At 64.0% G+C, this 24,235-nt stretch carries 23 protein-coding genes, 1 tRNA gene and 1 pseudogene; 14 read left to right on the top strand and 11 right to left on the bottom strand.

The genetic code is table 11. The features are described from left to right. Positions 1 to 97 precede the first annotated feature (97 nt). The 3 genes from HYN69_RS10260 to HYN69_RS10250 are packed head-to-tail and all read left to right on the top strand — an operon-like array spanning position 98 to position 2,804. Entirely contained in the window at positions 98 to 757 is a 660-nt protein-coding gene (locus HYN69_RS10260) for a response regulator transcription factor (protein ID WP_108437149.1), read from the top strand. Further along, positions 754 to 2,100, top strand: a complete 1,347-nt coding sequence (locus HYN69_RS10255; RefSeq protein WP_108435656.1) for an ATP-binding protein — start codon at positions 754 to 756, stop codon at positions 2,098 to 2,100. Before HYN69_RS10260 ends, HYN69_RS10255 begins: the two co-directional genes overlap by 4 nt. Next, entirely contained in the window at positions 2,097 to 2,804 is a 708-nt protein-coding gene (locus tag HYN69_RS10250; RefSeq protein ID WP_108435655.1) for a VIT1/CCC1 transporter family protein, read from the top strand. The genes HYN69_RS10255 and HYN69_RS10250 overlap by 4 nt, the downstream gene beginning before the upstream one ends. Before the next feature lie 359 nt (positions 2,805 to 3,163). Here HYN69_RS10250 and HYN69_RS10245 read toward each other — a convergent pair. The 4 genes and pseudogenes from HYN69_RS10245 to HYN69_RS10230 all read right to left on the bottom strand — a co-directional run bounded on the left by HYN69_RS10245 (position 3,164) and on the right by HYN69_RS10230 (position 6,023). After that, positions 3,164 to 4,093: pseudogene (locus HYN69_RS10245) on the bottom strand (IS3 family transposase). 56 nt (positions 4,094 to 4,149) lie between these two features. Next, positions 4,150 to 4,737: a hypothetical protein gene (locus HYN69_RS10240; protein WP_108435654.1), complete on the bottom strand. Its 588-nt coding sequence runs from the start codon at positions 4,735 to 4,737 to the stop codon at positions 4,150 to 4,152. Between the two features lie 323 nt (positions 4,738 to 5,060). Next, positions 5,061 to 5,135, bottom strand: a tRNA-Asn gene (locus HYN69_RS10235). A gap of 69 nt (positions 5,136 to 5,204) precedes the next feature. Then, positions 5,205 to 6,023 (bottom strand): MBL fold metallo-hydrolase, encoded by an 819-nt coding sequence (locus HYN69_RS10230; RefSeq protein ID WP_230426374.1) that lies wholly within the window; start codon positions 6,021 to 6,023, stop codon positions 5,205 to 5,207. Positions 6,024 to 6,136: 113 nt separating this feature from the next. Between HYN69_RS10230 and HYN69_RS10225 the strand changes: the two genes are divergently transcribed. After that, the gene (locus tag HYN69_RS10225; protein WP_230426373.1) at positions 6,137 to 7,432 is read left to right on the top strand and encodes an ATP-binding protein; all 1,296 of its coding nucleotides are present in this window, start codon (positions 6,137 to 6,139) and stop codon (positions 7,430 to 7,432) included. Positions 7,433 to 7,434: 2 nt separating this feature from the next. On the opposite strand, the gene HYN69_RS10220 is transcribed toward HYN69_RS10225, so the two are convergent. Genes HYN69_RS10220 through HYN69_RS10205 form a run of 4 tightly spaced genes read right to left on the bottom strand, consistent with a single transcriptional unit; the run spans position 7,435 to position 11,425 of the window. After that, positions 7,435 to 7,908 carry a CAP domain-containing protein gene (locus HYN69_RS10220; protein ID WP_108435651.1) on the bottom strand — a complete coding sequence of 158 codons (474 nt, stop codon included), beginning with the start codon at positions 7,906 to 7,908 and terminating at the stop codon, positions 7,435 to 7,437. Positions 7,909 to 7,926: 18 nt separating this feature from the next. Further along, positions 7,927 to 8,565, bottom strand: a complete 639-nt coding sequence (locus HYN69_RS10215) for an ATP-binding cassette domain-containing protein (protein ID WP_108435650.1) — start codon at positions 8,563 to 8,565, stop codon at positions 7,927 to 7,929. Next, positions 8,562 to 10,178, bottom strand: a complete 1,617-nt coding sequence (locus HYN69_RS10210; protein WP_108437148.1) for an ABC transporter permease — start codon at positions 10,176 to 10,178, stop codon at positions 8,562 to 8,564. The genes HYN69_RS10215 and HYN69_RS10210 overlap by 4 nt, the downstream gene beginning before the upstream one ends. 35 nt (positions 10,179 to 10,213) lie before the next feature. Beyond that, positions 10,214 to 11,425: an ABC transporter substrate-binding protein gene (locus tag HYN69_RS10205; protein WP_108437147.1), complete on the bottom strand. Its 1,212-nt coding sequence runs from the start codon at positions 11,423 to 11,425 to the stop codon at positions 10,214 to 10,216. Positions 11,426 to 11,521: 96 nt separating this feature from the next. Here HYN69_RS10205 and HYN69_RS10200 point away from each other — a divergent pair, with 96 nt between their 5' ends. The 7 genes from HYN69_RS10200 to HYN69_RS10170 all read left to right on the top strand — a co-directional run bounded on the left by HYN69_RS10200 (position 11,522) and on the right by HYN69_RS10170 (position 18,010). Further along, entirely contained in the window at positions 11,522 to 12,133 is a 612-nt protein-coding gene (locus HYN69_RS10200) for a CDP-alcohol phosphatidyltransferase family protein (RefSeq protein ID WP_108435649.1), read from the top strand. Between the two features lie 289 nt (positions 12,134 to 12,422). Continuing rightward, on the top strand, positions 12,423 to 13,055 hold the full coding sequence (locus HYN69_RS10195; protein WP_108435648.1) for an ATP-dependent Clp protease proteolytic subunit: 633 nt from the start codon (positions 12,423 to 12,425) through the stop codon (positions 13,053 to 13,055). A gap of 131 nt (positions 13,056 to 13,186) precedes the next feature. Next, positions 13,187 to 14,455: an ATP-dependent Clp protease ATP-binding subunit ClpX gene (gene clpX / locus HYN69_RS10190; RefSeq protein WP_108435647.1), complete on the top strand. Its 1,269-nt coding sequence runs from the start codon at positions 13,187 to 13,189 to the stop codon at positions 14,453 to 14,455. Between the two features lie 417 nt (positions 14,456 to 14,872). After that, complete coding sequence (locus HYN69_RS10185; RefSeq protein WP_108435646.1) at positions 14,873 to 16,639, top strand: cobalamin B12-binding domain-containing protein; 1,767 nt, start codon at positions 14,873 to 14,875, stop codon at positions 16,637 to 16,639. Between the two features lie 78 nt (positions 16,640 to 16,717). Beyond that, on the top strand, positions 16,718 to 17,092 hold the full coding sequence (locus HYN69_RS10180) for an NADH:ubiquinone oxidoreductase subunit NDUFA12 (protein WP_108435645.1): 375 nt from the start codon (positions 16,718 to 16,720) through the stop codon (positions 17,090 to 17,092). A gap of 10 nt (positions 17,093 to 17,102) precedes the next feature. Next, on the top strand, positions 17,103 to 17,609 hold the full coding sequence (gene mlaD / locus HYN69_RS10175) for an outer membrane lipid asymmetry maintenance protein MlaD (protein WP_108437146.1): 507 nt from the start codon (positions 17,103 to 17,105) through the stop codon (positions 17,607 to 17,609). Further along, on the top strand, positions 17,606 to 18,010 hold the full coding sequence (locus HYN69_RS10170) for a DUF2155 domain-containing protein (RefSeq protein WP_108435644.1): 405 nt from the start codon (positions 17,606 to 17,608) through the stop codon (positions 18,008 to 18,010). The genes mlaD and HYN69_RS10170 overlap by 4 nt, the downstream gene beginning before the upstream one ends. Here HYN69_RS10170 and aat read toward each other — a convergent pair. From aat to accB, 3 genes are all read right to left on the bottom strand, one after another. Next, positions 17,923 to 18,603 carry a leucyl/phenylalanyl-tRNA--protein transferase gene (gene aat, locus HYN69_RS10165; protein WP_108435643.1) on the bottom strand — a complete coding sequence of 227 codons (681 nt, stop codon included), beginning with the start codon at positions 18,601 to 18,603 and terminating at the stop codon, positions 17,923 to 17,925. The genes HYN69_RS10170 and aat overlap by 88 nt on opposite strands. Before the next feature lie 175 nt (positions 18,604 to 18,778). Then, on the bottom strand, positions 18,779 to 20,128 hold the full coding sequence (accC, locus tag HYN69_RS10160; protein WP_108435642.1) for an acetyl-CoA carboxylase biotin carboxylase subunit: 1,350 nt from the start codon (positions 20,126 to 20,128) through the stop codon (positions 18,779 to 18,781). A 12-nt stretch (positions 20,129 to 20,140) separates the two neighbouring features. Further along, complete coding sequence (accB, locus tag HYN69_RS10155; RefSeq protein ID WP_108435641.1) at positions 20,141 to 20,632, bottom strand: acetyl-CoA carboxylase biotin carboxyl carrier protein; 492 nt, start codon at positions 20,630 to 20,632, stop codon at positions 20,141 to 20,143. Between the two features lie 262 nt (positions 20,633 to 20,894). On the opposite strand from accB, the gene HYN69_RS10150 reads away from it, so the two are divergent. From HYN69_RS10150 to preA, 3 genes are all read left to right on the top strand, one after another. Further along, complete coding sequence (locus HYN69_RS10150) at positions 20,895 to 22,235, top strand: NAD(P)-dependent oxidoreductase (RefSeq protein WP_108435640.1); 1,341 nt, start codon at positions 20,895 to 20,897, stop codon at positions 22,233 to 22,235. Positions 22,236 to 22,316: 81 nt separating this feature from the next. After that, positions 22,317 to 22,850 carry a DedA family protein gene (locus HYN69_RS10145; protein ID WP_230426372.1) on the top strand — a complete coding sequence of 178 codons (534 nt, stop codon included), beginning with the start codon at positions 22,317 to 22,319 and terminating at the stop codon, positions 22,848 to 22,850. 72 nt (positions 22,851 to 22,922) lie between these two features. Next, positions 22,923 to 24,221 carry an NAD-dependent dihydropyrimidine dehydrogenase subunit PreA gene (gene preA, locus HYN69_RS10140; protein ID WP_108437145.1) on the top strand — a complete coding sequence of 433 codons (1,299 nt, stop codon included), beginning with the start codon at positions 22,923 to 22,925 and terminating at the stop codon, positions 24,219 to 24,221. Positions 24,222 to 24,235: the final 14 nt, after the last annotated feature.

Here is a 24,235-nt window from a genome sequence, read left to right as displayed (position 1 = left end):
TGCCTGAAGGGGTGAAAAAATTCGCTTCAGGTCCGCGTCAGGTTGGCACAATAGCAGGGCGCAGGATTGGCCGAGGATGGCCGGGAACGGGGACAGGATGCGGATACTGCTGGTCGAGGATGATCGCGTGATCGCAGGGGCCGTGCGCGAGCAGGCCGAAAGCGAGGGACATTCCATCGACCATGCCGCACGGCTGGACGAGGCGGGCGATGCCTTGGCGGTGGCGCATTTCGACCTGATCCTGCTTGACCTGATGCTGCCTGACGGGCGGGGTCTGCCGTTTCTGCGCGGCTTGCGGGCCAAGGGCGATACGACGCCCGTGATCATCATGACCGCGCTCGATCAGGTGTCCGACCGGATCGAGGGGCTGAATGCGGGCGCGGACGACTATCTGGTCAAGCCGTTCGATCTGAGCGAGTTGTCGGCGCGGATCGGGTCGGTGTCGCGCCGCTATGCGGGCAACCCCAATCCGCGCATCGAACTGGGCGAGCTTTCTGTCGACATTGCCGCCCGCAGTCTGACGCGGGCCGGAAAGCCGGTGCCGCTGACCGCGCGCGAATGGGTGCTGTTCGAGGCGTTCCTGCAAAAGCCGGGTCAGCTCTTGTCGAAGCCGGTGCTGGAAGAGCGGCTCTATTCCTTCGACAGCGAGGTCGAGAGCAACACGATCGAAGTCCACATCAGCCGGTTGCGCAAGAAACTCGGGGCCGATCTGATCGTGACCGAGCGCGGGCTGGGCTACCGCATGGCGCGGCCATGAAGGGCGCGTCGATCCGCATAAGGTCGGCGGTTGCGCTGTCGCTGATCGTCACGGCCCTGTGGCTGGTGACGGCGGCGCTGACTGCAAGGCTGTTGTCGGACGAGATGGACGAAGTGTTCGATTCCGCGTTGCAGGAGACGGGGCAACGTATCCTGCAACTGGCCGTCGTCGATGTGCTGAACCGCGAGGAGGCGGGGGTCACCCGCCGTGTCACGGGACTTGCCGCGCATGAGGAACATTTCACCTATGTGGTGCGCGACCGGGCGGGGGCGCTGCTGCTGACCTCTCATCGGGCCGAGCCTGCGGAGTTTCCGCTGTTCGATGCCGAGGGGTTCCACGATGCGAACGGCCTGCGCTTCTATCAGGAGACTGCTGTTAGCGGCACGGTGATCCTGACCATCGCCGAACCTTTGTCGCATCGCCGCGAGGTGGCTGTCGAGATGGTGGTCGCGCTGGCATTGCCGCTGCTGGTCACGGTGCCGCTGAGCGTGGTGGCGATCTTTTACGGGCTGGGTTTCGGTTTGCGTCCGCTGGACCGCCTGCGCGACCAGTTGGCGCGGCGCAGTGCCGACCGTCTGACGCCCTTGGCGCGCGAGGGGCTGCCGACCGAACTGCGGCCCGTGGCCGATACTGTGAATGACCTTCTGGCGCGGCTCGAGACATCCTTTGCCGCCGAGCGTAGTTTCGCTGCCAACGCCGCGCATGAATTGCGCACGCCGCTTGCCGGAGCGTTGGCGCAGGTGCAGCGCTTGCGACAGCAATCCACCGATGCCGACACCAGACGGCGCGCCGACGAGGTGGAGGCCACTTTGAAACGGCTGACGCGGCTGTCGGAAAAGCTGATGCAACTCGCCCGTGCCGAGGGGGCGCGACTGGTGGTCGACAAAGCTGCCGACATCGCGGCCATCGTCGCGCTCGTGGCGCAGGATTTCCGCGGCGAGCGCGATGTGGCGCGGTTGCATCTGGCTTTGCCTGACGTGGCCGTGCCCTCGACGGTTGATCCAGATGCGGCAGCAATCGTGACACGCAACCTGATCGAGAACGCGCTGCGACACGGCGGCAATGCGGCGATTACGGTTACGCTCGACACCTCGGGTCGCCTTACGGTAGAGAATGGCGGTGCTTCGATCCCGTCCGAGCGGATGGCGATATTGACCGACCGTTTCGTACGGGTCGGCGGCGGCGAGGGCAGCGGGCTTGGGCTTGCCATCGTCCAGACCATCGCCGGACGCATCGGATCGACGCTTTTATTGCAGTCGCCCATTCCGGGCCGGAACGACGGCTTTCGCGCCAGCATCGGCCTTATCCCTGACCCATCCAGTATGACGGAAAGACCATCATGACCCTCGCCTACCAATCCGCCCATCAGGAACTGCATTACCTCGACCGCGCGGGGTGGCTGCGTGCTGCTGTGCTTGGGGCGAATGACGGCATCGTGTCGGTCGCCTCGCTGATCGTGGGGGTAGCCGCAGCCGATCCCGGCCGTGCGGCGATTCTGATTGCTGGCGCTGCGGGGCTTGCGGCGGGGGCCATGTCGATGGCGGCGGGCGAATACGTGTCGGTGAGTTCGCAATCCGACGTGGAACGCGCAGATATCGCGCGCGAGAAACAGGCGCTGGTCGACACGCCCGAGGCGGAAGAGCAGGAGCTGGCCTCGATCTACGAATCCCGCGGTCTGTCGCCGCAGACGGCTGCCTTGGTTGCGCGCGAGTTAACGGAAAGGGACGCGCTGGCCGCGCATGTGCGTGACGAGTTGGGGCTGTCTGAGGTGCATACGGCGAACCCGTTGCAGGCGGCCTTCGCGTCGGGCCTGACCTTTACGCTGGCCGCCGCCGTGCCGATGGCCGCTGCCGCGCTGGCACCGGACTCGTGGATCATCGCCGCCGTGGTGGTCGCCACGCTGATCAGCCTTGCAGGACTTGGTGCCTTGGGTGCGCACGCGGGCGGTGCGCCGAAACTGCGGGCCACCGCGCGCGTGCTTTTCTGGGGCGCTGCGGCGATGGCCATCACGGCGGGCGTGGGCCGTATCTTCGGCGTCTCGGTCTAAACGCGGAAGGAATAGGTGAAAGTGCCGGTGCCGCAGGGCGAACGTCCGCTTCCGCCCTTCGCGCAGGGTCGGGCGACAACGGCCCAAAGCGGACCGTCGCACCGTCGAGATGCTTCTTCGTCAGTCGCCCGAAAGCCGACGTTCATCTGGCAGGCAGCAGAACCCGGCAAAGATGATCGCGATTAAGACGAAGCAGACTATCGCAGGGTACCCCGACGACTGCGCTGAAGGGGTGGCCGCATCGGCCAGCTAAAATCGCTTACGAGTCCGTCATGCTGTGCAGTAGCGCTCTCGGAAGAGCTTGTCAGTCATCTGGAACAGATTGATCTTCGATCAATCTCTGAGGTGCCCCTAGTTTCCTAGACACCTGCCTCGTTCAGTTTCTGCTGCCTGATTTCGAAGTCAACTGGCGACAGCATGCCATTGTTCGTGTGTTTGCGCTTCTGGTTGTAGAACATCTCGATGTACTCGAAGACGTCCTGCCTTGCCGCATCGCGGGTTAGGTAGGTGTGGTGTCGGATGCGTTCCCGCTTCAAGAGCTGGAAGAAGCTTTCGGCCATCGTATTATCATGGCAGTTCCCGCGGCGGCTCATGCTGGGCTCAAGATTATGCCGGGCAAGGAACACCTGCCACTCGCGGCAACGTCAACTGCGATCCCTGGTCAGAATGGATCATCACCTTGGCCGTGGGTTTGCGCCGCCAGACGGCTGCAAGCAGGGCCTGCAGCGCCAGGTCGGTTGTCATGCGGGGCCGGGCGGACCAGCCCACCTCGAGCCATGGTGCCGCCACTGGTCCGAGGCCCATGGCGAGGGGCGCGAGATGAGGTCGATGACGACAGACAGGCATAGCCAGCCCTCGTGGGTCTTGATGTAGGTGATGTCGGTCACCCAGACCTTGTCGGGCGCATCGACCTCGAACTGGCGGTCCAAGGTGTTGGACGCGACCACAGCAGGCTTCCCGCCATATCGTCCCGGGCGGCGCTTGTAGCCGATCTGGGCGGCGATGCCCGCAAGGCCAGCCAGCCGGGCGACCCGGTTCTCGGAGACCTGCTCCCCCTGATCGCGCAGATCGTCAGCCAGCTTGCGATAGCCGTAGACCTTGCCGCTCTCGGACCAGGCCTGCACGCCGACGACCTTCGCCGAAGGCTCGGCAAACAGTCGAAGCCACTTGTAAAGCGAGTGCGAACTCACCCCGAGGCGCTACGAAACCTCACGAACCGGATACCCACGCACCCGGATCTGCTGCACCGCGTAACGCTTGAACTCGTCGCTGTAATTGCTCGTCCCCATGTCGGCCTCCTAGCCTCAAAGTTAGGCGGCAAAGCGTCTACAAATCTAGGGGCACCTCACTTCAAGCCGATCCTTGCTGCGGTGCGCAGGTAATCGGTCGAGAGTTCCGCGAAGGGTGGCATCGCGGACGCGGGGTTCAGGCCGCTTCGGTCGCAGGCTTTGAGATACTGGTCGAGCATTTCGGCAAGACCGATCATCGTGCCCTCGGACTGCTGGATCAGGAAGGCATCGGGGACGCCGGTGTAGAGGTCGCCATTCGCCAGGTTGATCCGGGCGAGGTTTTCGAAATCTTCGTTGGTCAGCAGATCGAGGATGGACTGGTTCAGCCCGCCATCGGGCAAGCCGGCATAAGCTTCGCCCTTGTGGGCCTCCTGCGGGGTCAGGAGAGGCGCTGAGAGGGAAGGGGCGTCCGATCCCAGCCCGAAGGCGGCCTGAAGGTCTGCCGCGACAATCTGGAAGGCTTTGGCGCGGACGGCGTCGGACAGTTGCAGCGGCAGCTGCCGGAACCGGTCAACGGCGCGGCGAAGGTTCTGCGTGATCACCCCGGCAGCCTCATCCACCAGTTCGTTCTGTTCCTCTTCCGTCATCGCGGCAATCTGACCCTCAATGCTGGCCCAAGCGCTTTCCAGAAGATCGGTGAGCATGGCCGCCGTCCGTCGCGCTTCCCGCGAACAGGTGGACTGCAAGCTTACCGCGACATGTCCCCGCGCCTGGACCGTTGTCCAATACGTGCAGGAAGCCTGCGTTTCGTGGGGATTCTGTGGCCGCTTCAAGGAAATGCCGGGATGACGGCGGCGATACCACCAGACAGTGCCGCGTTTCGAGATGTCGGCGATGCGTCCCATCCTTTTGGCTCCGATACATTGTGCGCAACAAAAGCCGCGACATTGGGCACAGAGGGACTGAACAAGAAGAACGGTTAAAGCTTTCGCTCTAAACCGTTATTCTAGTTCGATTTTTTAGATTTTGGCTCCGGCGGTAGGGATCGAACCTACGACCAATTGATTAACAGTCAACTGCTCTACCGCTGAGCTACGCCGGAACACGGGGGGTCTATAGCAATGGGTTCGGAGGGCGTAAAGGGGGAAAGCGTAGAAAAGTCCGTAGCGGGTCAGGTTTGGTGAAAAATGCTTTCCGCGCTGAGTGGGTCGGCGCATTTTGCTTGGCCTTTCGCATGTAAATCAATGAGATGGGCGAGGACGTTTGCGTTGGCTGCCTTGACTAACCTTTCTGAAATTCCGGTATACAAAAGCTTTGTGAGGGATGATGCACTCGCTGGTGCGCGGGCCAGAGCTGCTGTGATCTGGGCCTCGCGGTCCTTGCGATGGGCAACAAGGTCTGCCAGCCGAGCGGCAGGGTTATCAATCGGGTCGCCGTGGCCGGCGAGGATGCGTGACCACCGCTGTCGCTGCAGTTTGGTCAGCGAGGCCATATAGTCGGTCATGTCGCCATCGGGCGGGGCGACAAGGCTGGTGGACCAGCCCATGACATGATCGCCGCTGAAAAGCACGTCGTCCATGGCAAAGGCGAGATGCGCTCCGAGGTGGCCGGGGGTGTGGATGGCCCGCAGGTTCCAGGTTTCGGCGGAGAGGCTATCACCCTCGGCGAGCAAGATATCGGGCCGGAAGGCGCGATCCAGGCCTTCGCCCGCATCGGGTAATCCGGCCTCTGCTAAGGCTGCCATGCGTGCGCTGCGTCCCGAGGTGGCGGTGCCAAAGGCTGCGACCGGGGCTCCCGTGGCCCGAGCAAGGCGCGGAGCGAGACCTGAGTGATCGAGATGGGGGTGGGTGACGAGGATCTGGCTGATACTCTCGTCCGGGTCGAGAGCAGCGAGAATCGCCGTCAGATGAGCGTCGAGATCGGGACCGGGGTCTATGACCGCAACGGCGCCCCGACCGACGATATAGGTGTTCGTCCCGCTGCCGGTCATGGGCGAGGGACTCGGGGCGCGGATCGTCCGTATTGCGGCGGGCATCGGCTTTCTCGTCTTTTCCTGCGGGCATGCTGCGGTTAGTCTGACAGGCGATGTCGATAAAATCCATCATGCCGCGTGGTTTGTATGGCAGGGCCGCCCTGATCCTGATCGTGCCGATCATTACGATCCAGTTGGTCGTTTCGGTCACCTTCATCCAGCGGCATTTCGAAAAGGTCACACGGCAGTTGACCGTAGGTGCCATTGCAGAATTGCGCCTTATCCAGCGCGAGGTAAACCGCGAGGCGACGATCGAGTCGGCGAGGATGCGTCTAACCGAGTTGGGCGGAGCGTTGCAGGTCAAATCGGTGCAGTTCCAGCCGGCCGCCGGACCGGAGGAGGACCGGCGCGAGTTTTACGATCTGTCCGGTCGGGTGGTCATCGCCACCTTGCGCGAAGGAATTGCGGGACTCGGGCCGGTCGATCTGGTCACTGACAGCGAGGTGAATCTGCGGATGCCTTCGCGCTGGGGCGAAATGGCGTTGCAGATCGACCGCAACCGCTTTTCGGCCAGCAATCCGCACCAGTTGCTGGTCTTGATGATCGTTGCATCGGTGCTTCTGACCGTGATCGCCTTTCTGTTCCTGTCCAACCAGCTCCGGCCGATCAAGCTATTGGCCGAAGCGGCCGATGCCTTCGGCAAAGGCCGCGTGATAGCCTATCGCCCGCGAGGCGCGGCCGAGGTGCGGGCTGCTGGCAATGCCTTTCTCGACATGCGTTCGCGCATCGAGCGGCAGATCGAACAGCGCACGCTCATGCTTTCGGGGGTGAGCCACGATCTTCGCACGCCGCTGACGCGCTTGCGGCTTGGGCTTTCCATGTTGCCCGAGGACGAGGAGACGCGGGCGCTTCTGGGTGACGTAGCCGATATGGAGCGGCTGGTTGACGAATTCCTCGCGTTTGCCCGTGGCGATGCGACCGAGGACAGCATCGAGGCCGATCCGATGGCGATCGCCATGAAGGTTGCCGAAAATGCCGAGAGGATGGGAGAGCTTGTCATCGTGCAGGGGGCAACGGGCGGAGTTCGGGTGCGTCTGCGCCCGCAAGCGGTGATGCGGGCGCTCGAGAACCTTGTTGGAAATGCCTTGCGTTATGGCTCTCAGGCGGTGGTGACGGTTCTGGTTACCGACCGTACCTTGCGCTTTGTCGTCGAGGATGACGGCCCGGGGATTCCGCCAAGCCAACGCGACGATGCGCTGGCTCCTTTTGCCCGTCTGGACGAGGCGCGCGACCCGAACCGTGGCGGTGGGGCGGGGCTGGGCCTGTCCATTGCGTCAGACATTGCGCGCAGCCATGGCGGTACGTTGCGGCTGGGGTCGAGCGAGGCTTTGGGCGGGTTGCGGGCCGAGTTGGTGATTGCCCGCTAGCATCAGTCGCGGCCGAGGTTCATCGTCCAATAAAGTTGCCCGTCGCCTCCGACCGCGATGCCGATGCCGATGTCTTCGGCCCCACGCGCCAGGATGTTGCGGCGGTGGCCTTTCGATCCCATCCAACCCGACATGACCGAAGGCGCATCGAAAAAGCCTGCTGCGACATTCTCGAACGCCTCGCGGTAGGCGTAGCCTGCGCGTTTCATGCGGATCGGAAGGGTCGAGCCGTCCGATCCGCTGTGCGACATGCGTCGGTTTTCGGCATTGTCGCAGGCATGGGCCTGCGCGGCATTGGCAAGCGCGGGGTCTCCCGAGACAGGACGTAGACGCTTGTTGGATCGTTGCAGATTGGTCAGGGTGATCACTTCGGCCCTGAGTGTGGCCGCGTTCGCGGGAAGCTGGCAGGCAAGACCAAGTGACGGTGCGACCATCCCCAAGCACAGGGCGGCGAGAGTCAGCGAAAGCCTTGGCATGTCGTACTCCGTCACTGGTTAGTGGATTGGCGAGCGGCCGAGCGTGTCAAGCAGGGGCCCAGCGGCGGCGCGGGCGTCTTCGGGATCATGGGTGACAAGGATCATGGGCAGGCCAAGCATACGGGCGCGGTCGAAAACGAAGCTGCGGATTTGCGCGCGCAGACCAGCATCCAGCCGCGAGAAGGGCTCGTCAAGCAAGAGTGCGCGGGGTTCTGCAAGAAGGCTTCGCATCAGCGCGACACGTGCACGCTGCCCGCCCGACAGGGTCGCGGGGTCACGGTCGGCAAAGCCCGCGAGGCCCGCAGAGGCGAGGGCGGCTTCGATCCGAGCCTTGCGGTCGGGGGTGCGGGGCGGCAGGGCGAAGCCCAGATTGCCGCCGACGCTGAGATGGGGAAAAAGCACATCGTCCTGAAACAAAAGCCCTATCCGGCGCAGGCGGGTGGGAACCTCGGTCATATCCGCGCCGTCAAGCAGGATACGGCCCGTCAGGGTAAATGCAGGGGGCAAGGTGCCGATAATCGCGGCAAGCGCCGTGGACTTGCCCGCGCCTGACGGGGCCATCAGGGTCAAGACTTCGCCCCGTTTTACGGTTACGTCCAGCGACACAAGGCAGTGCCCGGCCAGATCGACAGTCAGGTTCTGCAAGGTCAGGCTCATGCCAGCATCCCCCGCCGATTGCGCCAGATCAGCCGTGGCAGGGCGAGGGCGAGGCCGAAAAACAGCGCCGGAAGCAGCATTTGCAGCAGGGCAAAGCTGCCGATGACCCGCCGGTTGCCGCCCGACGACAGCGCCACGGCATCGGTCGTAAGGGTGGTGACGCGGCCGCCCCCCACAAGGAGCGTGGGCAGATACTGGCCGACCGAGATCGCCATGCCGATGGCGAGGGCGGTCAGGACGGGGGCCAGCAGCAAGGGCAGACGGAGCGTCCAGAAGATGCGCGCTTCGGTCTTGCCAAGCGCGCGGCCAACGGTGGTCAGGCGCGGATCGAGGCTACGGTAGGGTTGCGAGAGCGACAGGAAGACGTAAGGCAGAACGAAAACCAGATGCGTTGCAGCAACGGCGGGCCATGTGCCTTCGGCCCCGACCATGAGGGCGAAGGTTTGCAGACCGGGCAGGAAAGCGATCTGCGGGATGACAAGGGGCAGGTAAAGCAGGGTCATGGCGCGGGGCGTAGCGGAAAGACCGTGGCGGGTTTCCGCCTCGAGACAGCCGAGCGTCAGCGCAAGGGCGGGCAGGGTGGCGGCGAGTGCGATGGCAAGCGTAAGTCCGGTGGCGGGCAAAAGGTCGGGCAGCGCGATGTGCCATGCGTTCAGTGTGAATGAGCGGGGCAAGGCGTCGGGAAAGCGCCAGTCGCCCGCGATCGACCAGAGCGCGAGCGAGGCAAGGCCAAGGCAGAGCGCAAGGCCGATGGTGCTGGCCGCAAGGCGGGCCAACACCCGAGCGGGCGCGTCGAGGCCGGGCGCACGGAGGCCGGCAGTTGCCCAAAGCGTGACGGCATGCCGTGCAAGTCCTTCGCAGATGCGCCAGAGGAAGAGGGCGAAAAGCACCAGCGTCAGTTGCCAGATCGCACCGGCCGCAGCGGTTGTCTGTTGTGTCAGGTCAGGCACCATGCGCCAGATCACCACCTGCTGCGACAGGGTTGGTGGCAGCGTAGGGCCAAGGATCATCGCCATATCGACCGATGTCATAGCATAGGCCAGCACGGCATAGACCGGCAGGCGAAGCTGGCGGTAAAGGCCGGGCAGCACGGTCAGCACAAAGCCGCTGACACGGCCATAACCCAGCGTGGAAGCGGTGGTCATGGCGCGGTCGGTCTGTGCCGCGTTAAGCGAGGAAAGCGCCATAAGCAGCAGGAATGGAAGCTCTTTTGCCACAAGCCCAAGGGTCAGCGACACTCCGTACGCGTCGTTCAGGATCAACAGGTCAGGCGGTGCCGTCCAGCCCGTCGCCCAAGGCGAGAGCGCGCGCGCGATCCAGCCCGAGGGGGCGATGAGAAAGGCCAGACCCAGCGCAGCCGCCGCGTGGGGGACCGACAGAAGCGGCGCAAGCAGACGGCGCAGGGGCGTAAAGCCGCCGGTGCCGTAAAAGGCGGCGAGAAGCGTGATGCAAAGGAAAAGTGACAGCGCGGTCGAGGCCAGACCCGAGCCCAGAGACAGCGCCGAGGCGCGCGGCAGGCCGGGCCATGCGGCGAGGGTGCGGAACCCCTCGGCCCCGTTCGACAGGGCAGGGAAAAGCGTTCCGGCCAACCCCGCCAGCACCGGAGCCGCCATAAGGGCAAGCGTCAGGCGCGGCAGGGCGGCAAGGATCACTGCGCCGCCCCGTAGCGGGCCGTCCAGTCGGCGGCAAGGCGGGTGGCCCAGCTTGCATGGGGTTCGAGAAGGGCAGGTCCAAGATCGGCGGGTGGCAGCGTGGCTACGCCGAGGTCGAGCGCGTCGAAGCGGGATTTTGCTTGCTCCGGAAGGGCTTGGACATCGAGCACGGTCTGGAAACCCAGCACGGCGGGGTCTTGAGCGCGGGCTTGCACTTCGGGGTCGAGCAGGAGGTTGGCGATCACCTGTGCGCCTGCGCGGTGGCTTGCGTTGAAGGGGATGGCAACGAAGGAGGCGTTGGCGATGGTGCCACCCTCTAGCGTGAAGGTGCGGATGGTGTCGGGCAGGTTACCCGCCGCAATCTCGGCGCTGGCGCGGCCGGGGTTGAAGGCGAAGGAGAGGAAAATCTCGCCATCGGCAAGGAGTTGGCCCAAGGCGGGTTCGTTCGCCGGAAAGGCGCGACCCGAACGCCAGAGCGCGGGGTGGATGCGGTCGAGAAAGGCCCAGAGCAGGGCGACCGTCGCGGGGTAGGTCGCGTCGTCCACCGGCTGTTGCAGCAAGGCGGGGTCTGGGACCATGCCGTAAAGCACCTGCTTGAGGAAGGTCACGCCAAGGTAATCGGGCGGCTGCGGATAGGTGAAGCGGCCCGGATTTGCGATGGCCCATTCGGCAAGAAGATCAAGCGTTTGGGGTGGTTCCTTCATCTGCAAGCTGTCGTATTCGAACACCATCTGCGCCATGGCCCAAGGAGATTCAAAGCCATCGGTTGGCAAGGTGAAATCGGTTACAACAGCCGGTTTTCCTGCGACATCGACAAGCGGCCAGTTCGGCAAGGCTTCGGCAAAGGGGCCGAAAAGCAGGCCTGCCGCTTTCATCGCGGCGAAGTTTTCGCCGTTGATCCAGACAAGGTCAACCGCGCCGCCTGTCGTCAGGCCTGCGGCCTGTTCCGACTGGACGCGGGCTACGGCATCGGCGGTCGAGGCGAGTTTGACATGTTCGAGCGTCACGCCGTAGCGGGCCTGTGCCTGTTCGCCGACCCATGCGATGAAGGCGTTGATCTTGGGGTCACCCCCCCATGCATGCCAGTAGACGGTTTGGCCCTTGGCGGCGGAAAGGATGCCATCCCATTCTGCCGCAAGGGTTTTTCCCGTCAGGACCGGCGTCAGGGCAAGGCCTGCGATCAGGCGGTGGAAGTCTCTTCTTTGCATGGTCATTCGCTGTTGTCAAAGGCACTGTTGACTTCGATACGTAAGGCAGGACAGCGGGGCAACAAGAACATTCCCGCATGGCGCAAAGGTGAAGCGATGCTTGACGGGGTGATGCGACGCCTGATCGATCCGGGGCTGAACACGGTGGGCGCGCGGTTGGCCGCGCTTGGGGTCGGGGCGAACGGGGTGACGCTGGCGGGGCTGGCGGTGGGGTTGGCGGGGGCTTGGATCATCGCGGCGGCGGGGCCTTGGTGGGCTGCGCTGGGGCTGGTCATCGCAAGCCGCGTGCTGGACGGTCTGGACGGTGCGGTGGCGCGGGTGCAGGGCAAGACCGACTTCGGCGGATACCTTGATATCGTTTGCGATTTTGCCTTTTACGCCGCTGTTCCGCTGGCGTTTGTGCTGCGTGAGCCGAGCGTAAACGGGCTGGCCGGATCCTTCCTGCTCGCCTCGTTCTATGTCAATGGCGCAACCTTTCTGGGCTATGCGGTGCTGGCCGAAAAGCGGGGGCTGACAACGCGGTCGCGGGGCGAGAAGTCGCTTTATTTCACCGCAGGGCTGCTGGAAGGGACCGAGACCATCGCATTCTTTGTGGTGCTTTGCCTTTGGCCAAGTGCCTTTGTGCCGCTGGCGTTGCTGTTTGGCGGATTGTGCTTCGTGACGGCCCTTTCGCGCGTGGTGATTGCCGCGCAGTCGTTTCGGGTGTGACGGCGCGGGGCTGGGTGTTTTCGGGCAAGTCTCTGGAAATTCGCCCTTTTCGGAAAATCGGGCGGTGGCGGGTATGCACGGTCTATGCACAACCGATGCACGCTTTTTCACGCGACGCTCAGGCTTTATTTACCGCTTTGGGCTTAATCTGGCGCCTGTCCGGTCGTCTTGCTGCTTGAAGCGGGCTGGGCGCGGTCCACAATAGACAGGGGGGTGCCCTTGCAGCCCCCCGCGACCGCTACTAAGACTCGGGGGTAACCGAGTGTCACATCAAAGAGGCCAGGACGAGATGCGCGATCCCGTTGATCACTATATGAACACCCTCGTCCCGATGGTCGTCGAACAGACCAGCCGTGGCGAACGCGCCTATGATATCTTCAGCCGGATGCTGAAAGAGCGGATCATTTTCATGTCCGGCCCCGTGCATGATGGCATGTCGTCGCTGATCTGCGCGCAGCTTTTGTTCCTCGAGGCGGAAAACCCGTCCAAGGAAATCAGCATGTACATCAACTCGCCCGGCGGCGTGGTGACGAGCGGGCTGTCGATCTATGACACGATGCAATATATCAAGCCCAAGGTTTCGACGCTGGTGATCGGTCAGGCGGCTTCGATGGGGTCGCTGCTGCTTACGGCGGGGCAAAAGGGGATGCGCTTCAGCCTTCCCAACAGCCGCGTGATGGTGCACCAGCCGAGCGGTGGCTATCAGGGGCAGGCGACGGATATCATGATCCATGCGCGCGAGACCGAAAAGCTGAAGCGCCGCCTGAACGAAATCTACGTCAAGCACACCGGCAACGACCTCGCGACGGTGGAGCAGGCGCTGGAACGGGACAATTTCATGTCGGCGGAAGACGCCAAGGCATGGGGACTGATCGACGAGATCGTCGAAAGCCGTGGCAAGGCCGACGATACGTCGAAGTGAGTGTGCCGCCCCCGCCGGCCATGCCGGAGGGGGGGCGATTTGGCATTGTGGGGGGGATGGGCTTGGCCTAGACTTTCCTGCAAGTGGATCGGGAAAGCGGCCCCAAAGGGTCGCGGACGCAGAGGAAAACGATGGCGAACAACTCTGGCAGCGACAGCAAGAACACACTCTACTGCTCGTTCTGCGGCAAGAGCCAGCATGAGGTCAGGAAGCTGATCGCGGGGCCGACCGTGTTCATCTGCGACGAATGCGTCGAGCTTTGCATGGATATCATCCGCGAAGAGACGAAGTCGACGGGGCTGAAATCGTCGGATGGCGTGCCGACGCCGCGCGACATCTGCAAGGTGCTGGACGATTATGTGATCGGCCAGATCCATGCCAAACGGGTGCTGTCGGTCGCGGTGCACAACCATTACAAGCGGCTGAACCATTCGTCAAAGACCGACATCGAACTGTCGAAGTCGAACATCCTGCTGATCGGCCCAACGGGCTGCGGCAAGACGCTGCTGGCGCAGACGCTGGCACGAATTCTGGACGTGCCCTTCACCATGGCAGATGCGACCACGCTGACCGAAGCCGGTTACGTGGGCGAGGATGTGGAAAACATCATCCTCAAGCTGTTGCAGGCAAGCGAATACAACGTGGAACGGGCGCAGCGCGGCATCGTCTATATCGACGAGGTCGACAAAATCACCCGCAAGTCGGACAACCCGTCGATCACGCGGGACGTGTCGGGCGAGGGCGTGCAGCAGGCGCTGTTGAAGATCATGGAAGGCACCGTGGCGAGCGTGCCGCCGCAGGGGGGCCGCAAGCATCCGCAGCAGGAATTCCTTCAGGTGGATACGACCAACATCCTGTTCATCTGCGGTGGTGCTTTTGCGGGTCTGGAAAAGATCATCGCGCAGCGCAACAAAGGGTCGGGCATCGGGTTCGGTGCCGATGTGAAAGACCCGGATTCGCGCGGCGTGGGCGAGCTGTTCAAGGAGCTCGAGCCGGAAGACCTGCTGAAGTTCGGGCTTATCCCCGAATTCGTCGGCCGTCTGCCGGTAATCGCCACCTTGACCGATCTGGACGAGGCCGCGCTGGTGACGATCTTGACCGAGCCGAAGAATGCCTTGGTAAAGCAATACCAGCGGCTGTTCGATATCGAGGGAGTCAAGCTGACCTTTGCTCCCGACGCTCTGACCGCCATCGCCAAGCGGGCGATCAAGCGCAAGACCGGTGCGCGCGGGCTGCGGTCGATCATGGAGGATATCCTGCTGGATACCATGTTCGAACTGCCAGGTCTGGACGGGGTGGAAGAGGTCGTTGTGAACGAGGAAGCGGTGAATGCCGCCGATGCGAAACCGATGCTCGTCTATACCGAGGCGAAGAAGAAAGAGCCGGCAACAGCGGGCTGACCGCCATGTTGCGGTGAGGAACGAGGGGGCGGGCCGAAGGGTCCGCCCCTTTGCGTTCGTGCGCACGATTTTTCTGCGAAAAATCACGCCCGACCCGTGGTTTGCGCGGCCAAGAGGGGGCTTTCCGCCCCCCTCGGCTTCGCCTCGTCCCCCGAGGATATTTGCGCCAGCGTGAACGGGGCGACCTTGCCGCTTTCACGCTTGCGAAAATATCCTCGGGAGGGGTCCGGGGAGGGCAGACGGCCCTCTCCGGGGGATCTGGTACGACGTTCAACGGGTTTGCGCGTTTCGGGTCGAAAATCTTCCTTTGAAGGAGGCGTCTGTCGCTGGTGCGGTTGAAGCGCCGTGACGAGGCGTCAGGATGAGTGGGATTTTTCGCAGAAAAATCGGGGTCGGGCTGGGCAGCGGAGGGGTGGGATGTTCACACGGGCGGCGATCTTGGGCGAGGGGTTGCCATCAGGCGCGGACTGTCTGGCCGAGGGGCGGGTTTTGGCGCGGGACTGGCAGGGCGGGGCGTCTGCGTTTCTGCTGCATTACGGGGTGGCTTCCGAGATTGCCGTCAAGCAGGCTGCCATGGTCGATAGGCGGGTGATGCAGCACGCGCAGATCGGCTGGCGGGACGCGGATCTGTCCGTACGGGGATACCGCGAGATATGGGAGGCGTGCGACCGGGCGGGCTACCGGCTTGACCGCTACGGGCTTTGCCTCGACTGGTCGATGGCGGTGCCTCGGGGGCAGCGCGACAGGGCGCAGCGCGGGACCGGAATGATCCTGTCGCGGCCCGAAGATTTCGTGCGCTTGGCCAATGCAGCACCGGTGGCTGCACATTTCGGCGATTTCGTGCTGGGATTTCCTGCGGCGGTCGAGAATACGCAGGCGGCTTTGGCGGCGGGGGCCGGGGCGATCGGGAACCTCGGGCAGTATTTCACCTTTCGCGTTCCGGGGTTCGATGACGATGTCGAGGCGACGCGGGCGACGTTGGTCGCCCTCGGGCTGATCTCGGCTCAGGAGCGGCCTGTTCTGGTGCATTCCAACATCGATGATGGCTTTGCCGCGCAATTTACCGATGTGGCCAATGCCTTGGGGATGATTCTGGTCGAGCGGGATATTGCGGCGCTGTGCGGCGTGAGCCTCGGCCATGCCTACGGGCACCATTTCAGCGATCCCCTGGTGCGGATGGCGATGCAGCGGGCGATGGCCATGGCAGGGGCGGCGCCGGGGACGATGGTTTACGGCAACACGACCAGCTATCGCGGGACGGTGGCAGAGAATTGGGCGAGCCTGGGGTCCTATCTGATGGTCGATGCTTTGGCGCAACGGTTGCATCCGACTGGCCACGCGATCAACGCGGTGCCGGTGACCGAGAACGAGCGTATCCCCGACATTGCCGAGGTGATCGAGGCGCAGCTTTTCGCGGGTCGGTTGATCAGGCAATCGGCGGGCTGGGCGGGGATGGTGGATGAAGCGGCGGTCGAGGCGGTGGCGCTGCGGCTGCTCGAAGGGGCGGGGCGGTTTCGCGCATCGCTTCGGGCGGGGCTGGCGGAAGGGGGCTTCGATACGGGCGATCCATTCGAGATGCTTCTTGGCTTGCGTCGGATCGGGGGGCGCGGGCTCGAGGCTGCCTACGGGGCGGGAGTACCTGACGGGCGGGCGGCGGGCGGGCGCGTGCCTGTTGTGGCGGCGACGATCCTGTCGGAGATTGCCGCTATGGCGCAGGCGGCGCTGGCGGGGGTGATCGTGCCCGAGGCGGTGCGCGGTTTGCGGGTGCTTGTGGCCACGACGGATGTTCACGAACATGGCAAGATGCTGGTGGACGAGGTGTTGCGGCAGGCAGGGGCCGGGGCGCTGGACGGGGGCGTTTCGGTCGAGCCGGCGGCCTTGGTGGCGATGGTTGTCGAACTGCGGCCTGACGCGGTGGCGCTGTCGACCTATAACGGCGTCGCCTTGTCCTATTTCCGCGCGGTTCGGGCGGGTTTGGTGGCGGCGGGTTGCGATGTGCCGGTTCTGGTGGGCGGACGGTTGAACCAGATCCCCGAGGGGTCGAACACCAGCTTGCCGCAGGATGTGGGCGACAGCCTTGCCGCCGAGGGCGCGCTGGTCTGCCGTACTGCGGGCGACATGTTGCCTGCGCTGGGGCGGATCGCGGTGGAACGGACGGCGAGGGCTGCGGCAAAGGGTGGCTGACGTGGCACGGTGCTGCCTTCACTCTGGACCTTGCCCTGCCTTTCGGCCATATGGGGACAACGGTTTTCGGAGGGCGTTATGGATTTCCTCAAGCGGCTTGTGACGTGGTGGAATGGCCAGACTTTGGGCACACAGCTTTTCACTGCCCGCAAGGGTGTGAAGGTCGGCGAGGATGCACAGGGCAACATCTACTACGAGACCCGCGACGCCAAGCGCCGCTGGGTGATCTTTAACGGTGAGGTCGAGGCGAGCCGCGTGTCGCCTGACTGGCACGGCTGGCTGCACCACACCTGGGACCAACCACCGACCAAGGCTCCGCTCGTGCACAAGGCATGGGAAAAGCCGCATCAGGAAAACCTGACCGGCACGATGGCGGCCTATGCGCCGCCCGGATCGATCCGCCGGACCGAACCGGTGGCGCGCAAGGATTACGAGGCGTGGCGGCCGGAGTGAGGCGTTGAGCATGGCGGGTTCCAAGGCGGAAATTGCGGCGGGCGGTGCGGTTCTTGCCGCTGCAGTCGCGTTTCTGGTCTATGCGGGGCAGGTTACCGGCATGTCGGGCGGGACGGCTGCAAGCTATGATTTGCGGGCGTCTTTCCGGTCGGTAGAGGGCGTGACGGTCGGCACCGATGTAAGGCTTGCTGGGGTCAAGGTCGGCACCGTCACGGCGCTTGCGCTGAACCCGCAGACCTTTTTCGCCGATGCGGTGCTGTCGGTGCAAAGCGATGTGCAACTGCCTGACGATTCAGCGGCGCTGGTGTCTTCCGAAGGGCTGCTGGGCGGGAATTTCGTCGAACTGGTTCCCGGTGGATCGCCCGAGAATTACGCGGCGGGGGCCGAGATCGAAGACACCCAAGGCGCGGTTTCGGTGATCTCTCTGATGATGAAATTCGCAGGTGGCGGGTCGGACGGTGCGGCACCTGACGCAGCGGGCGGAACGGCAGCGGACGGCGCGGGGGTTGCGCCATGAGACTGCTGGCCGCGCTGCTGTTGGCGCTGCCGCTTCCGGCGATGGCGCAGACCTATGCCGATGCCGATGCGGGCGTGTTGCGCTGGCTCGACAAACTGACGGGCGAGACGGCGGATATCGAACTGGTGCTCGGGCAAGAGGCCCAGAGCGGACGACTGACGATCCGGCTGGATGCCTGCCGTTATCCGGCGGACAATCCTGCGTCGGATGCCGAGGCGCATCTGACGATCACCGACCGGGGCGTCGAAAAGCCGGTGTTCGATGGCTGGATGGTGGCATCATCCCCCGCGCTGTCGGCGCTGGATCATCCGCGCTATGACGTCTGGGTGCTGCGCTGCGTGACACCGGCACTTCCTGCTCCGGTCGACGGCCCTGCCACGTCCGAGGGTGACGGGCAGTAGCCTTCGGGTGCGAAGCGGGCGGACCGCTCGAGCGCCGTGGACAAGCGGCGGCGGTAGTCGAAGCGCGTGATTTCCACACCGCCGAGGCTTGCGAGATGCGGGGTCAGGAACTGGGTGTCAAACAGGCTGAAGCCGCCCGCCCGCAGGCGGTGGACGGCGTAGGCGAGTGCCAGTTTGCTGGCATCGGTGCGGCGCGAGAACATCGATTCTCCGAAGAAGGCCGCCCCGAGGGTGACGCCATAGACGCCGCCGACGAGGGTTTGGCCCTCCCACACCTCGAGCGAATGGGCGAAGCCTGCGGTGTGAAGGTCGGTGTAGAGCGCGAAGATCGGCGCGTTGATCCATGTCTCGGGCCGGTCGGCACAGCCTTGCAGGGTTTCGGCAAAGGCGGTGTCGATGGTGACGGTCCAGCCGCAGGTCAGGATGGTGCGGCGCAGGGAGCGCGAGATGTGGAAGCCGTCGAGCGGCAGGATGCCGCGGCGGCGCGGGTCGATCCAGTGGATTTCGGGATCGTCGCGGCCTTGGGCCATCGGAAATATACCCGCCGCGTAGCCGCGCAAAAGCAGTTCGGGCGTGATGGTCTGGTCGGGCATGTGACGGGCGCGTCGTTTGAAGGTTCGCGGGATTTTTCGCAGAAAAATCGTGCCGGGGGCAGGGAAATTTTTCTGCGAAAAATTTGGGGGGCCAGCCCCCTCGGGCTATGCCCGAGTCCCCCAGGGATATTTGCAGACAGAAAATGGGGGCGGGTTGGTCGCCCCCTTTATGCGTTCAGGCGCCGAACTGCCGTTCGAGCCATTTTTCCAGCCAGTGGATGTTGTATTCGCCGGTCTGAACATCGGGTTCGGCCAGAAGCGCGTGGAACAGCGGCACCGTGGTGTCGATGCCGTCGACGATAAGCTCGCCCAAGGCCCGTTTCAGGCGGGCCAGCGCCTCGGGGCGGTCACGGCCGTGGACGATCAGCTTGCCGATCAGGCTGTCGTAATAGGGCGGGATCGAATAGCCGCCATATAGTGCCGAATCCATGCGAACGCCCAGCCCGCCGGGGGCGTGGAACACCCGCACCTTGCCGGGGCAGGGGGCGAAGTTCGGCAGCTTTTCGGCGTTGATGCGGACTTCGATCGCGTGGCCGTTGATTTCGAGGTCTGACTGCTCGAACGACATCGGCAGGCCTGCGGCGACGCGGATCTGTTCGCGCACGAGGTCGACGCCGAAGATCGCTTCGGTCACGGGGTGTTCGACCTGAAGGCGGGTGTTCATCTCGATGAAGTAGAACTTGCCGTCTTCATAGAGGAATTCGACGGTGCCCGCGCCGATATAGTTGATCTTGGCCACGGCCTCGGCGCAGATCGTGCCGATTTCGGCGCGCATCTTGGGGGTGATCGCGGGGCCGGGGGCTTCTTCGAACACCTTTTGGTGGCGGCGCTGCAACGAACAGTCGCGTTCGCCCAGATGCACGGCCTTGCCCTTGCCGTCGCCGAAGACCTGGATCTCGATATGGCGGGGCTTTTGCAGGTATTTCTCGATATAGACTTCGTCGTTGCCGAAGGCGTTCTTGGCTTCGGACCGCGCGGTGCGGAAGGCGACTTCCAGTTCTTCGGCGTTTTTCGCGACCTTCATGCCGCGACCGCCGCCGCCTGCAGTGGCCTTGATGATGACGGGAAAGCCGATGTCGGCTGCGGTGCCGATGGCGGTTTCAAAGTCGGGCACGCCGCTTGGGGATCCGGGCACCACGGGGATGCCGAGGGCCGCTGCGGTTTCCTTGGCGGTGATCTTGTCGCCCATGATGCGGATGTGTTCCGCCGAAGGGCCGATGAAGGTGATGCCGTGGTCTTCGAGCGCCTGCGCGAAGGCGGCGTTTTCCGACAGGAAGCCGTAACCGGGGTGGACGGCCTGGGCGCCCGTGATCTCGCAGGCCGAGATGATCGCGGCTTTGTTCAGGTAGGAGTGGGTCGAGGAGGCGGGGCCGATGCAGACCGATTCATCGGCCATGCGGACATGCATCGCGTCGGCGTCGGCGGTGGAATGCACGGCGACCGATTTGATCCCCATTTCCCGACAGGCGCGGATGACGCGCAGGGCGATTTCGCCGCGGTTGGCGATCAGGATCTTTTCGAACATCAGGCGCGCCCCTTATTCGATGATCAGGAGGGGGGCGCCGTATTCGACGGGTGCGCCGTCATCGACGAGGATGCGCTTGACGGTGCCTGATTTGGGGGCGGGTATGTGGTTCATCGTCTTCATCGCTTCGATGATGAGGACGGTCTGGCCTTCGGTCACGGTGGCACCGATGGTGATGAAGGGTGTCGCGCCCGGTTCGGCGGCCATGTAGACGGTGCCGACCATGGGCGAGGTCACGGCGCCGGGATGCTGGGCCGGATCTTCGATGGCGGCAGCGGCGGCGGCAGGGGCTGCTGCGGCTGGCGCAGGCGCGTAATACTGGGCAGGAGCCGGGGCTGCCACCGAGGTCGTGACGATATTGGCCTGTTTGACCACGCGGACTTCGAGGCTGTCGTCTTCGCCATATTCGCGTTTGACGGAAAGCTCGGTCAGGTCGTTCTTGTTCAGAAGCTCGGCCAGTGCCGAGATGAAGGCCACGTCCGCGTCGGGGGTATGTTTGCTCATGCCGTCCTCTGTTGGCGTTTTCGCCATTTGGGTCTGGTGTCGGTCGTTGCCGGAAGGCGCAGGGCCATGCCGGGGTTCGCGCGCTTATACGCCACCCCGCCATTGGTGAAAAGCGCCGATCTTTGCCCGTTTTTTCGGCATCCAAACCGTGTTCGGAGGTCCGGGGTGCGAAAATTCTGCGATCAGGTTATTTTACCGTTTGATAAAAAAACCGGCCTGTGCCAGCTTTTTTCCTAACAAGAACATAACAGGGAGCCTTGCCTTGTCCAACAGCCCGCTGACCCCCGGTGTCGTGCCGAACCGTCTGCCCCATGCCGCGCTGGCCGATAACTTCGGCGACCACGCGCCCCCCTTTGACATGCACGAGGCGCGGGTGGCGGCGGATCGCTGCTATTTCTGCCACGATGCGCCCTGCATGACGGCATGTCCGACCAGCATCGACATTCCGCTGTTCATCCGCCAGATCGCCACGGGCACGCCGGATGCGGCGGCGCGGACGATCCTGTCGCAGAACATCATGGGGGGTATGTGCGCCCGCGTCTGCCCGACCGAGACGCTGTGCGAGGAAGTTTGCGTGCGCGAGGTGGCAGAAGGAAAACCGGTCGAGATCGGGCGGTTGCAACGCTATGCAACCGATGGGTTGATGGCCAAGGGGGTGCATCCCTTTACCCGTGCCGCCGCGACCGGCAAGCGGGTCGCGGTGGTGGGGGCGGGGCCTGCGGGTCTGGCCTGCGCGCACCGGCTGGCGATGAAGGGGCATGACGTAGCCGTGTTCGATGCGCGGGCCAAGGCGGGCGGGCTGAACGAATACGGCATCGCCACCTACAAGGCGGTCGCTGATTTCGCGCAAGCCGAGGTGGAGTGGCTGCTGATGATCGGCGGGATTACCCTGCATCACGGCCAGATTTTGGGCCGCGACATGCAGCTTGCCGATTTGCAGCGCGATTTCGATGCGGTCTTCCTCGGGTTCGGGTTGGCGGGCGTCAACGCGCTGCGCGCTCCGGGCGAGGAGCGGGGCAATGTTGTGGACGCGGTCGAGTTCATCGCGGGGCTGCGGCAGGCGGGCGACAAGGCGGCGGTGCCTGTGGGGCGCGATGTGGTGGTGATCGGCGGGGGCATGACGGCGGTGGATGCGGCCGTACAGTCGAAGCTGCTCGGGGCCGAGAACGTGACCATCGTCTACCGGCGCGGGCAGGGCAAGATGAGCGCCTCGGTCTACGAGCAGCAGCATGCGACGGCGGTGGGGGTGCGGATCATCCATAGTGCAGCCCCCGTGGCGGTGCATGGCAATGGTTCGGTGGCCGAGGTCGAATTCGCCTATACCGAGGAAACCGCCGAGGGGCTGAAGATCAAGCCCGAGACGTTCCGGTTGAAGGCGGACCAGCTGTTCAAGGCCATTGGCCAGACGCTGACGGGTGCGCCCGAGGGGTTGATGCTGCAAGGCGGCAAGATCGCCACCACCGGGGCGGGGCGCACCAGCGTGGCGGGCGTCTGGGCGGGGGGCGATTGCGCGACGGGCGGCGAAGACCTGACCGTGACGGCGGTGGCCGAGGGGCGCGATGCCGCCGAGGACATTCACGCGGCATTGGCGGCAAAGGGCTGACGATGCGGAGCGGCACTTCACAGCGGCGCGTTTCGCCCCCATCTAGGGGCCCGTATGGGTGCGGAACAAGCTTGGCGGGGTATGATGTCGATCGACGCAATCGTGCAGTTTCTCGAACGGCATCAGGAATGGTCATTCTGGGTGGCTTTGGTCTTTGCATCCGCCGAGACGCTGGCCTTTTTGTCGCTGCTGGTGCCATCGACCGCGATCCTTGTCGCGGTCGGCGCCACGGTATCGACCGGCGCGCTGTCGATGTTTCCGATCTGGGCCGGGGCGGCGCTGGGCGCGGTCATCGGATCGACCGTCAGCTGGTGGCTGGGAGAGCGCTACGGCGCGCGCATCCTCGCAAGCTGGCCGATGAACCGCGAACCGCAGCTGGTGGAGCGGGCGACCAACGCCTTTCGCCGCTGGGGGCTGCCTGCAGTGTTCATCGGGCATTTCTTCGGGCCGCTCCGGTCGGTGGTGTTCCTGTTCGCGGGAATGACCGGCGTGGGATTCTGGCGGTTCCAGCTGGTGAACCTGCCCGGCTGCCTGCTTTGGGCCTATCTGGTGCCCAAATCGGGCGAGATCGGCGGCGATATCATCGGCTGGCTGTGGAAGCTGTTCGGCTTCTGACCGGCTCTTTCTTTCAGGACAAAACGACCGGGCAGGATGCGCTGCACCGGCACTTTCAACATGGAGGCTATGATGGCTGACCTGACCTCTACTTTCATCGGGATTAAATCTCCCAACCCGTTCTGGCTGGCCTCTGCACCGCCGACCGACAAGGAATATAACGTCCGCCGCGCCTTCGATGCGGGCTGGGGCGGGGTGGTGTGGAAGACGCTGGGGTCCGAAGGGCCGCCGATCGTGAACGTGTCGGGGCCGCGCTATGGCGCGATCTGGGGGGCGGACCGCCGCCTGCTGGGGCTGAACAACATCGAGTTGATCACCGACCGCCCGTTGCAGGTGAACCTTGACGAGATCCGCCGCGTGAAGCGCGATTATCCCGACCGCGCGATGATCATCAGCCTGATGGTCCCCTGCGACGAGGAAAGCTGGAAGGACATCCTGCACCGGATCGAGGACACCGGGGCGGACGGCGTCGAGCTGAACTTCGGCTGCCCGCATGGCATGGCCGAGCGGGGCATGGGATCGGCCGTGGGGCAGGTGCCGGAGTATATCGAGATGGTCACGGCCTGGGTGAAGCATTATTCGAAGATGCCCTGCATCGTGAAGCTGACGCCCAACGTCACCTCGATCCTGCCTCCGGCGCAGGCGGCCAAACGCGGCGGGGCGGATGCGGTGTCGCTGATCAATACGATCAAATCGGTGACGAATGTCGATCTGGACCATTTCTCGCCCTTCCCGATGATCGACGGGCAGGGATCGCATGGCGGCTATTGCGGGCCTGCGGTCAAGCCCATCGCGCTGAACATGGTGGGCGAGATCGCACGCCATGCCGAGACGCGGGGGATGCCGATTTCGGGCATCGGTGGCGTGACCACATGGCGCGACGCGGCCGAGTTCCTTGCCATGGGGGCGGGCAACGTGCAGGTCTGCACGGCGGCCATGACCTATGGGTTCAAGATCGTGCAGGAGATGATCTCGGGCCTGTCGCAGTATCTGGACGAAAAGGCGATGACGCTGGACCAGCTGGTCGGACGCGCTGTGCCCAATTTCGTGGAATGGCAGGATCTGAACCTGAACTACGTGACCAAGGCGGTGATCGATCAGGATGCCTGCATTTCCTGCGGGCGCTGCTATGCCGCTTGCGAGGATACCAGCCATCAGGCCATCGCCATGAGCCCCGAGCGTGTGTTTACGGTCAAGGATGACGAATGCGTCGCCTGCAACCTGTGTGTCAACGTCTGTCCGGTGGATGACTGCATCACCATGGTCGAGATGCCGAAAGGTGCGGTCGATCCGCGTACAGGGCGCAAGGTGGGCGATTATGCCAATTGGACGACCCATCCGAACAATCCGGGTGCTGTCGCGGCGGAGTGAGGCGGGCCGAGATT

Origin of the sequence: Gemmobacter aquarius (assembly GCF_003060865.1) — a bacterium.
In the GTDB taxonomy this organism is placed as follows: domain Bacteria; phylum Pseudomonadota; class Alphaproteobacteria; order Rhodobacterales; family Rhodobacteraceae; genus Paragemmobacter; species Paragemmobacter aquarius.
The sequence above is the reverse complement of the archived record's forward strand: the minus strand, read 5'-3'. Positions and strand labels throughout refer to the sequence as shown.

Excerpts from the sequence above, each read along its gene's own strand:
- HYN69_RS10260 (WP_108437149.1), top strand. The coding sequence starts at position 98 with ATGCGGATACTGCTGGTCGAGGATGATCGCGTGATCGCAGGGGCCGTG.
- HYN69_RS10255 (WP_108435656.1), top strand. The coding sequence starts at position 754 with ATGAAGGGCGCGTCGATCCGCATAAGGTCGGCGGTTGCGCTGTCGCTG.
- HYN69_RS10250 (WP_108435655.1), top strand. The coding sequence starts at position 2,097 with ATGACCCTCGCCTACCAATCCGCCCATCAGGAACTGCATTACCTCGAC.
- HYN69_RS10240 (WP_108435654.1), bottom strand. The coding sequence starts at position 4,737 with ATGCTCACCGATCTTCTGGAAAGCGCTTGGGCCAGCATTGAGGGTCAG.
- HYN69_RS10230 (WP_230426374.1), bottom strand. The coding sequence starts at position 6,023 with ATGACCGGCAGCGGGACGAACACCTATATCGTCGGTCGGGGCGCCGTT.
- HYN69_RS10225 (WP_230426373.1), top strand. The coding sequence starts at position 6,137 with ATGCCGCGTGGTTTGTATGGCAGGGCCGCCCTGATCCTGATCGTGCCG.
- HYN69_RS10220 (WP_108435651.1), bottom strand. The coding sequence starts at position 7,908 with ATGCCAAGGCTTTCGCTGACTCTCGCCGCCCTGTGCTTGGGGATGGTC.
- HYN69_RS10215 (WP_108435650.1), bottom strand. The coding sequence starts at position 8,565 with ATGAGCCTGACCTTGCAGAACCTGACTGTCGATCTGGCCGGGCACTGC.
- HYN69_RS10210 (WP_108437148.1), bottom strand. The coding sequence starts at position 10,178 with ATGGCGGCTCCGGTGCTGGCGGGGTTGGCCGGAACGCTTTTCCCTGCC.
- HYN69_RS10205 (WP_108437147.1), bottom strand. The coding sequence starts at position 11,425 with ATGCAAAGAAGAGACTTCCACCGCCTGATCGCAGGCCTTGCCCTGACG.
- HYN69_RS10200 (WP_108435649.1), top strand. The coding sequence starts at position 11,522 with ATGCTTGACGGGGTGATGCGACGCCTGATCGATCCGGGGCTGAACACG.
- HYN69_RS10195 (WP_108435648.1), top strand. The coding sequence starts at position 12,423 with ATGCGCGATCCCGTTGATCACTATATGAACACCCTCGTCCCGATGGTC.
- clpX (WP_108435647.1), top strand. The coding sequence starts at position 13,187 with ATGGCGAACAACTCTGGCAGCGACAGCAAGAACACACTCTACTGCTCG.
- HYN69_RS10185 (WP_108435646.1), top strand. The coding sequence starts at position 14,873 with ATGTTCACACGGGCGGCGATCTTGGGCGAGGGGTTGCCATCAGGCGCG.
- HYN69_RS10180 (WP_108435645.1), top strand. The coding sequence starts at position 16,718 with ATGGATTTCCTCAAGCGGCTTGTGACGTGGTGGAATGGCCAGACTTTG.
- mlaD (WP_108437146.1), top strand. The coding sequence starts at position 17,103 with ATGGCGGGTTCCAAGGCGGAAATTGCGGCGGGCGGTGCGGTTCTTGCC.
- HYN69_RS10170 (WP_108435644.1), top strand. The coding sequence starts at position 17,606 with ATGAGACTGCTGGCCGCGCTGCTGTTGGCGCTGCCGCTTCCGGCGATG.
- aat (WP_108435643.1), bottom strand. The coding sequence starts at position 18,603 with ATGCCCGACCAGACCATCACGCCCGAACTGCTTTTGCGCGGCTACGCG.
- accC (WP_108435642.1), bottom strand. The coding sequence starts at position 20,128 with ATGTTCGAAAAGATCCTGATCGCCAACCGCGGCGAAATCGCCCTGCGC.
- accB (WP_108435641.1), bottom strand. The coding sequence starts at position 20,632 with ATGAGCAAACATACCCCCGACGCGGACGTGGCCTTCATCTCGGCACTG.
- HYN69_RS10145 (WP_230426372.1), top strand. The coding sequence starts at position 22,317 with ATGATGTCGATCGACGCAATCGTGCAGTTTCTCGAACGGCATCAGGAA.
- preA (WP_108437145.1), top strand. The coding sequence starts at position 22,923 with ATGGCTGACCTGACCTCTACTTTCATCGGGATTAAATCTCCCAACCCG.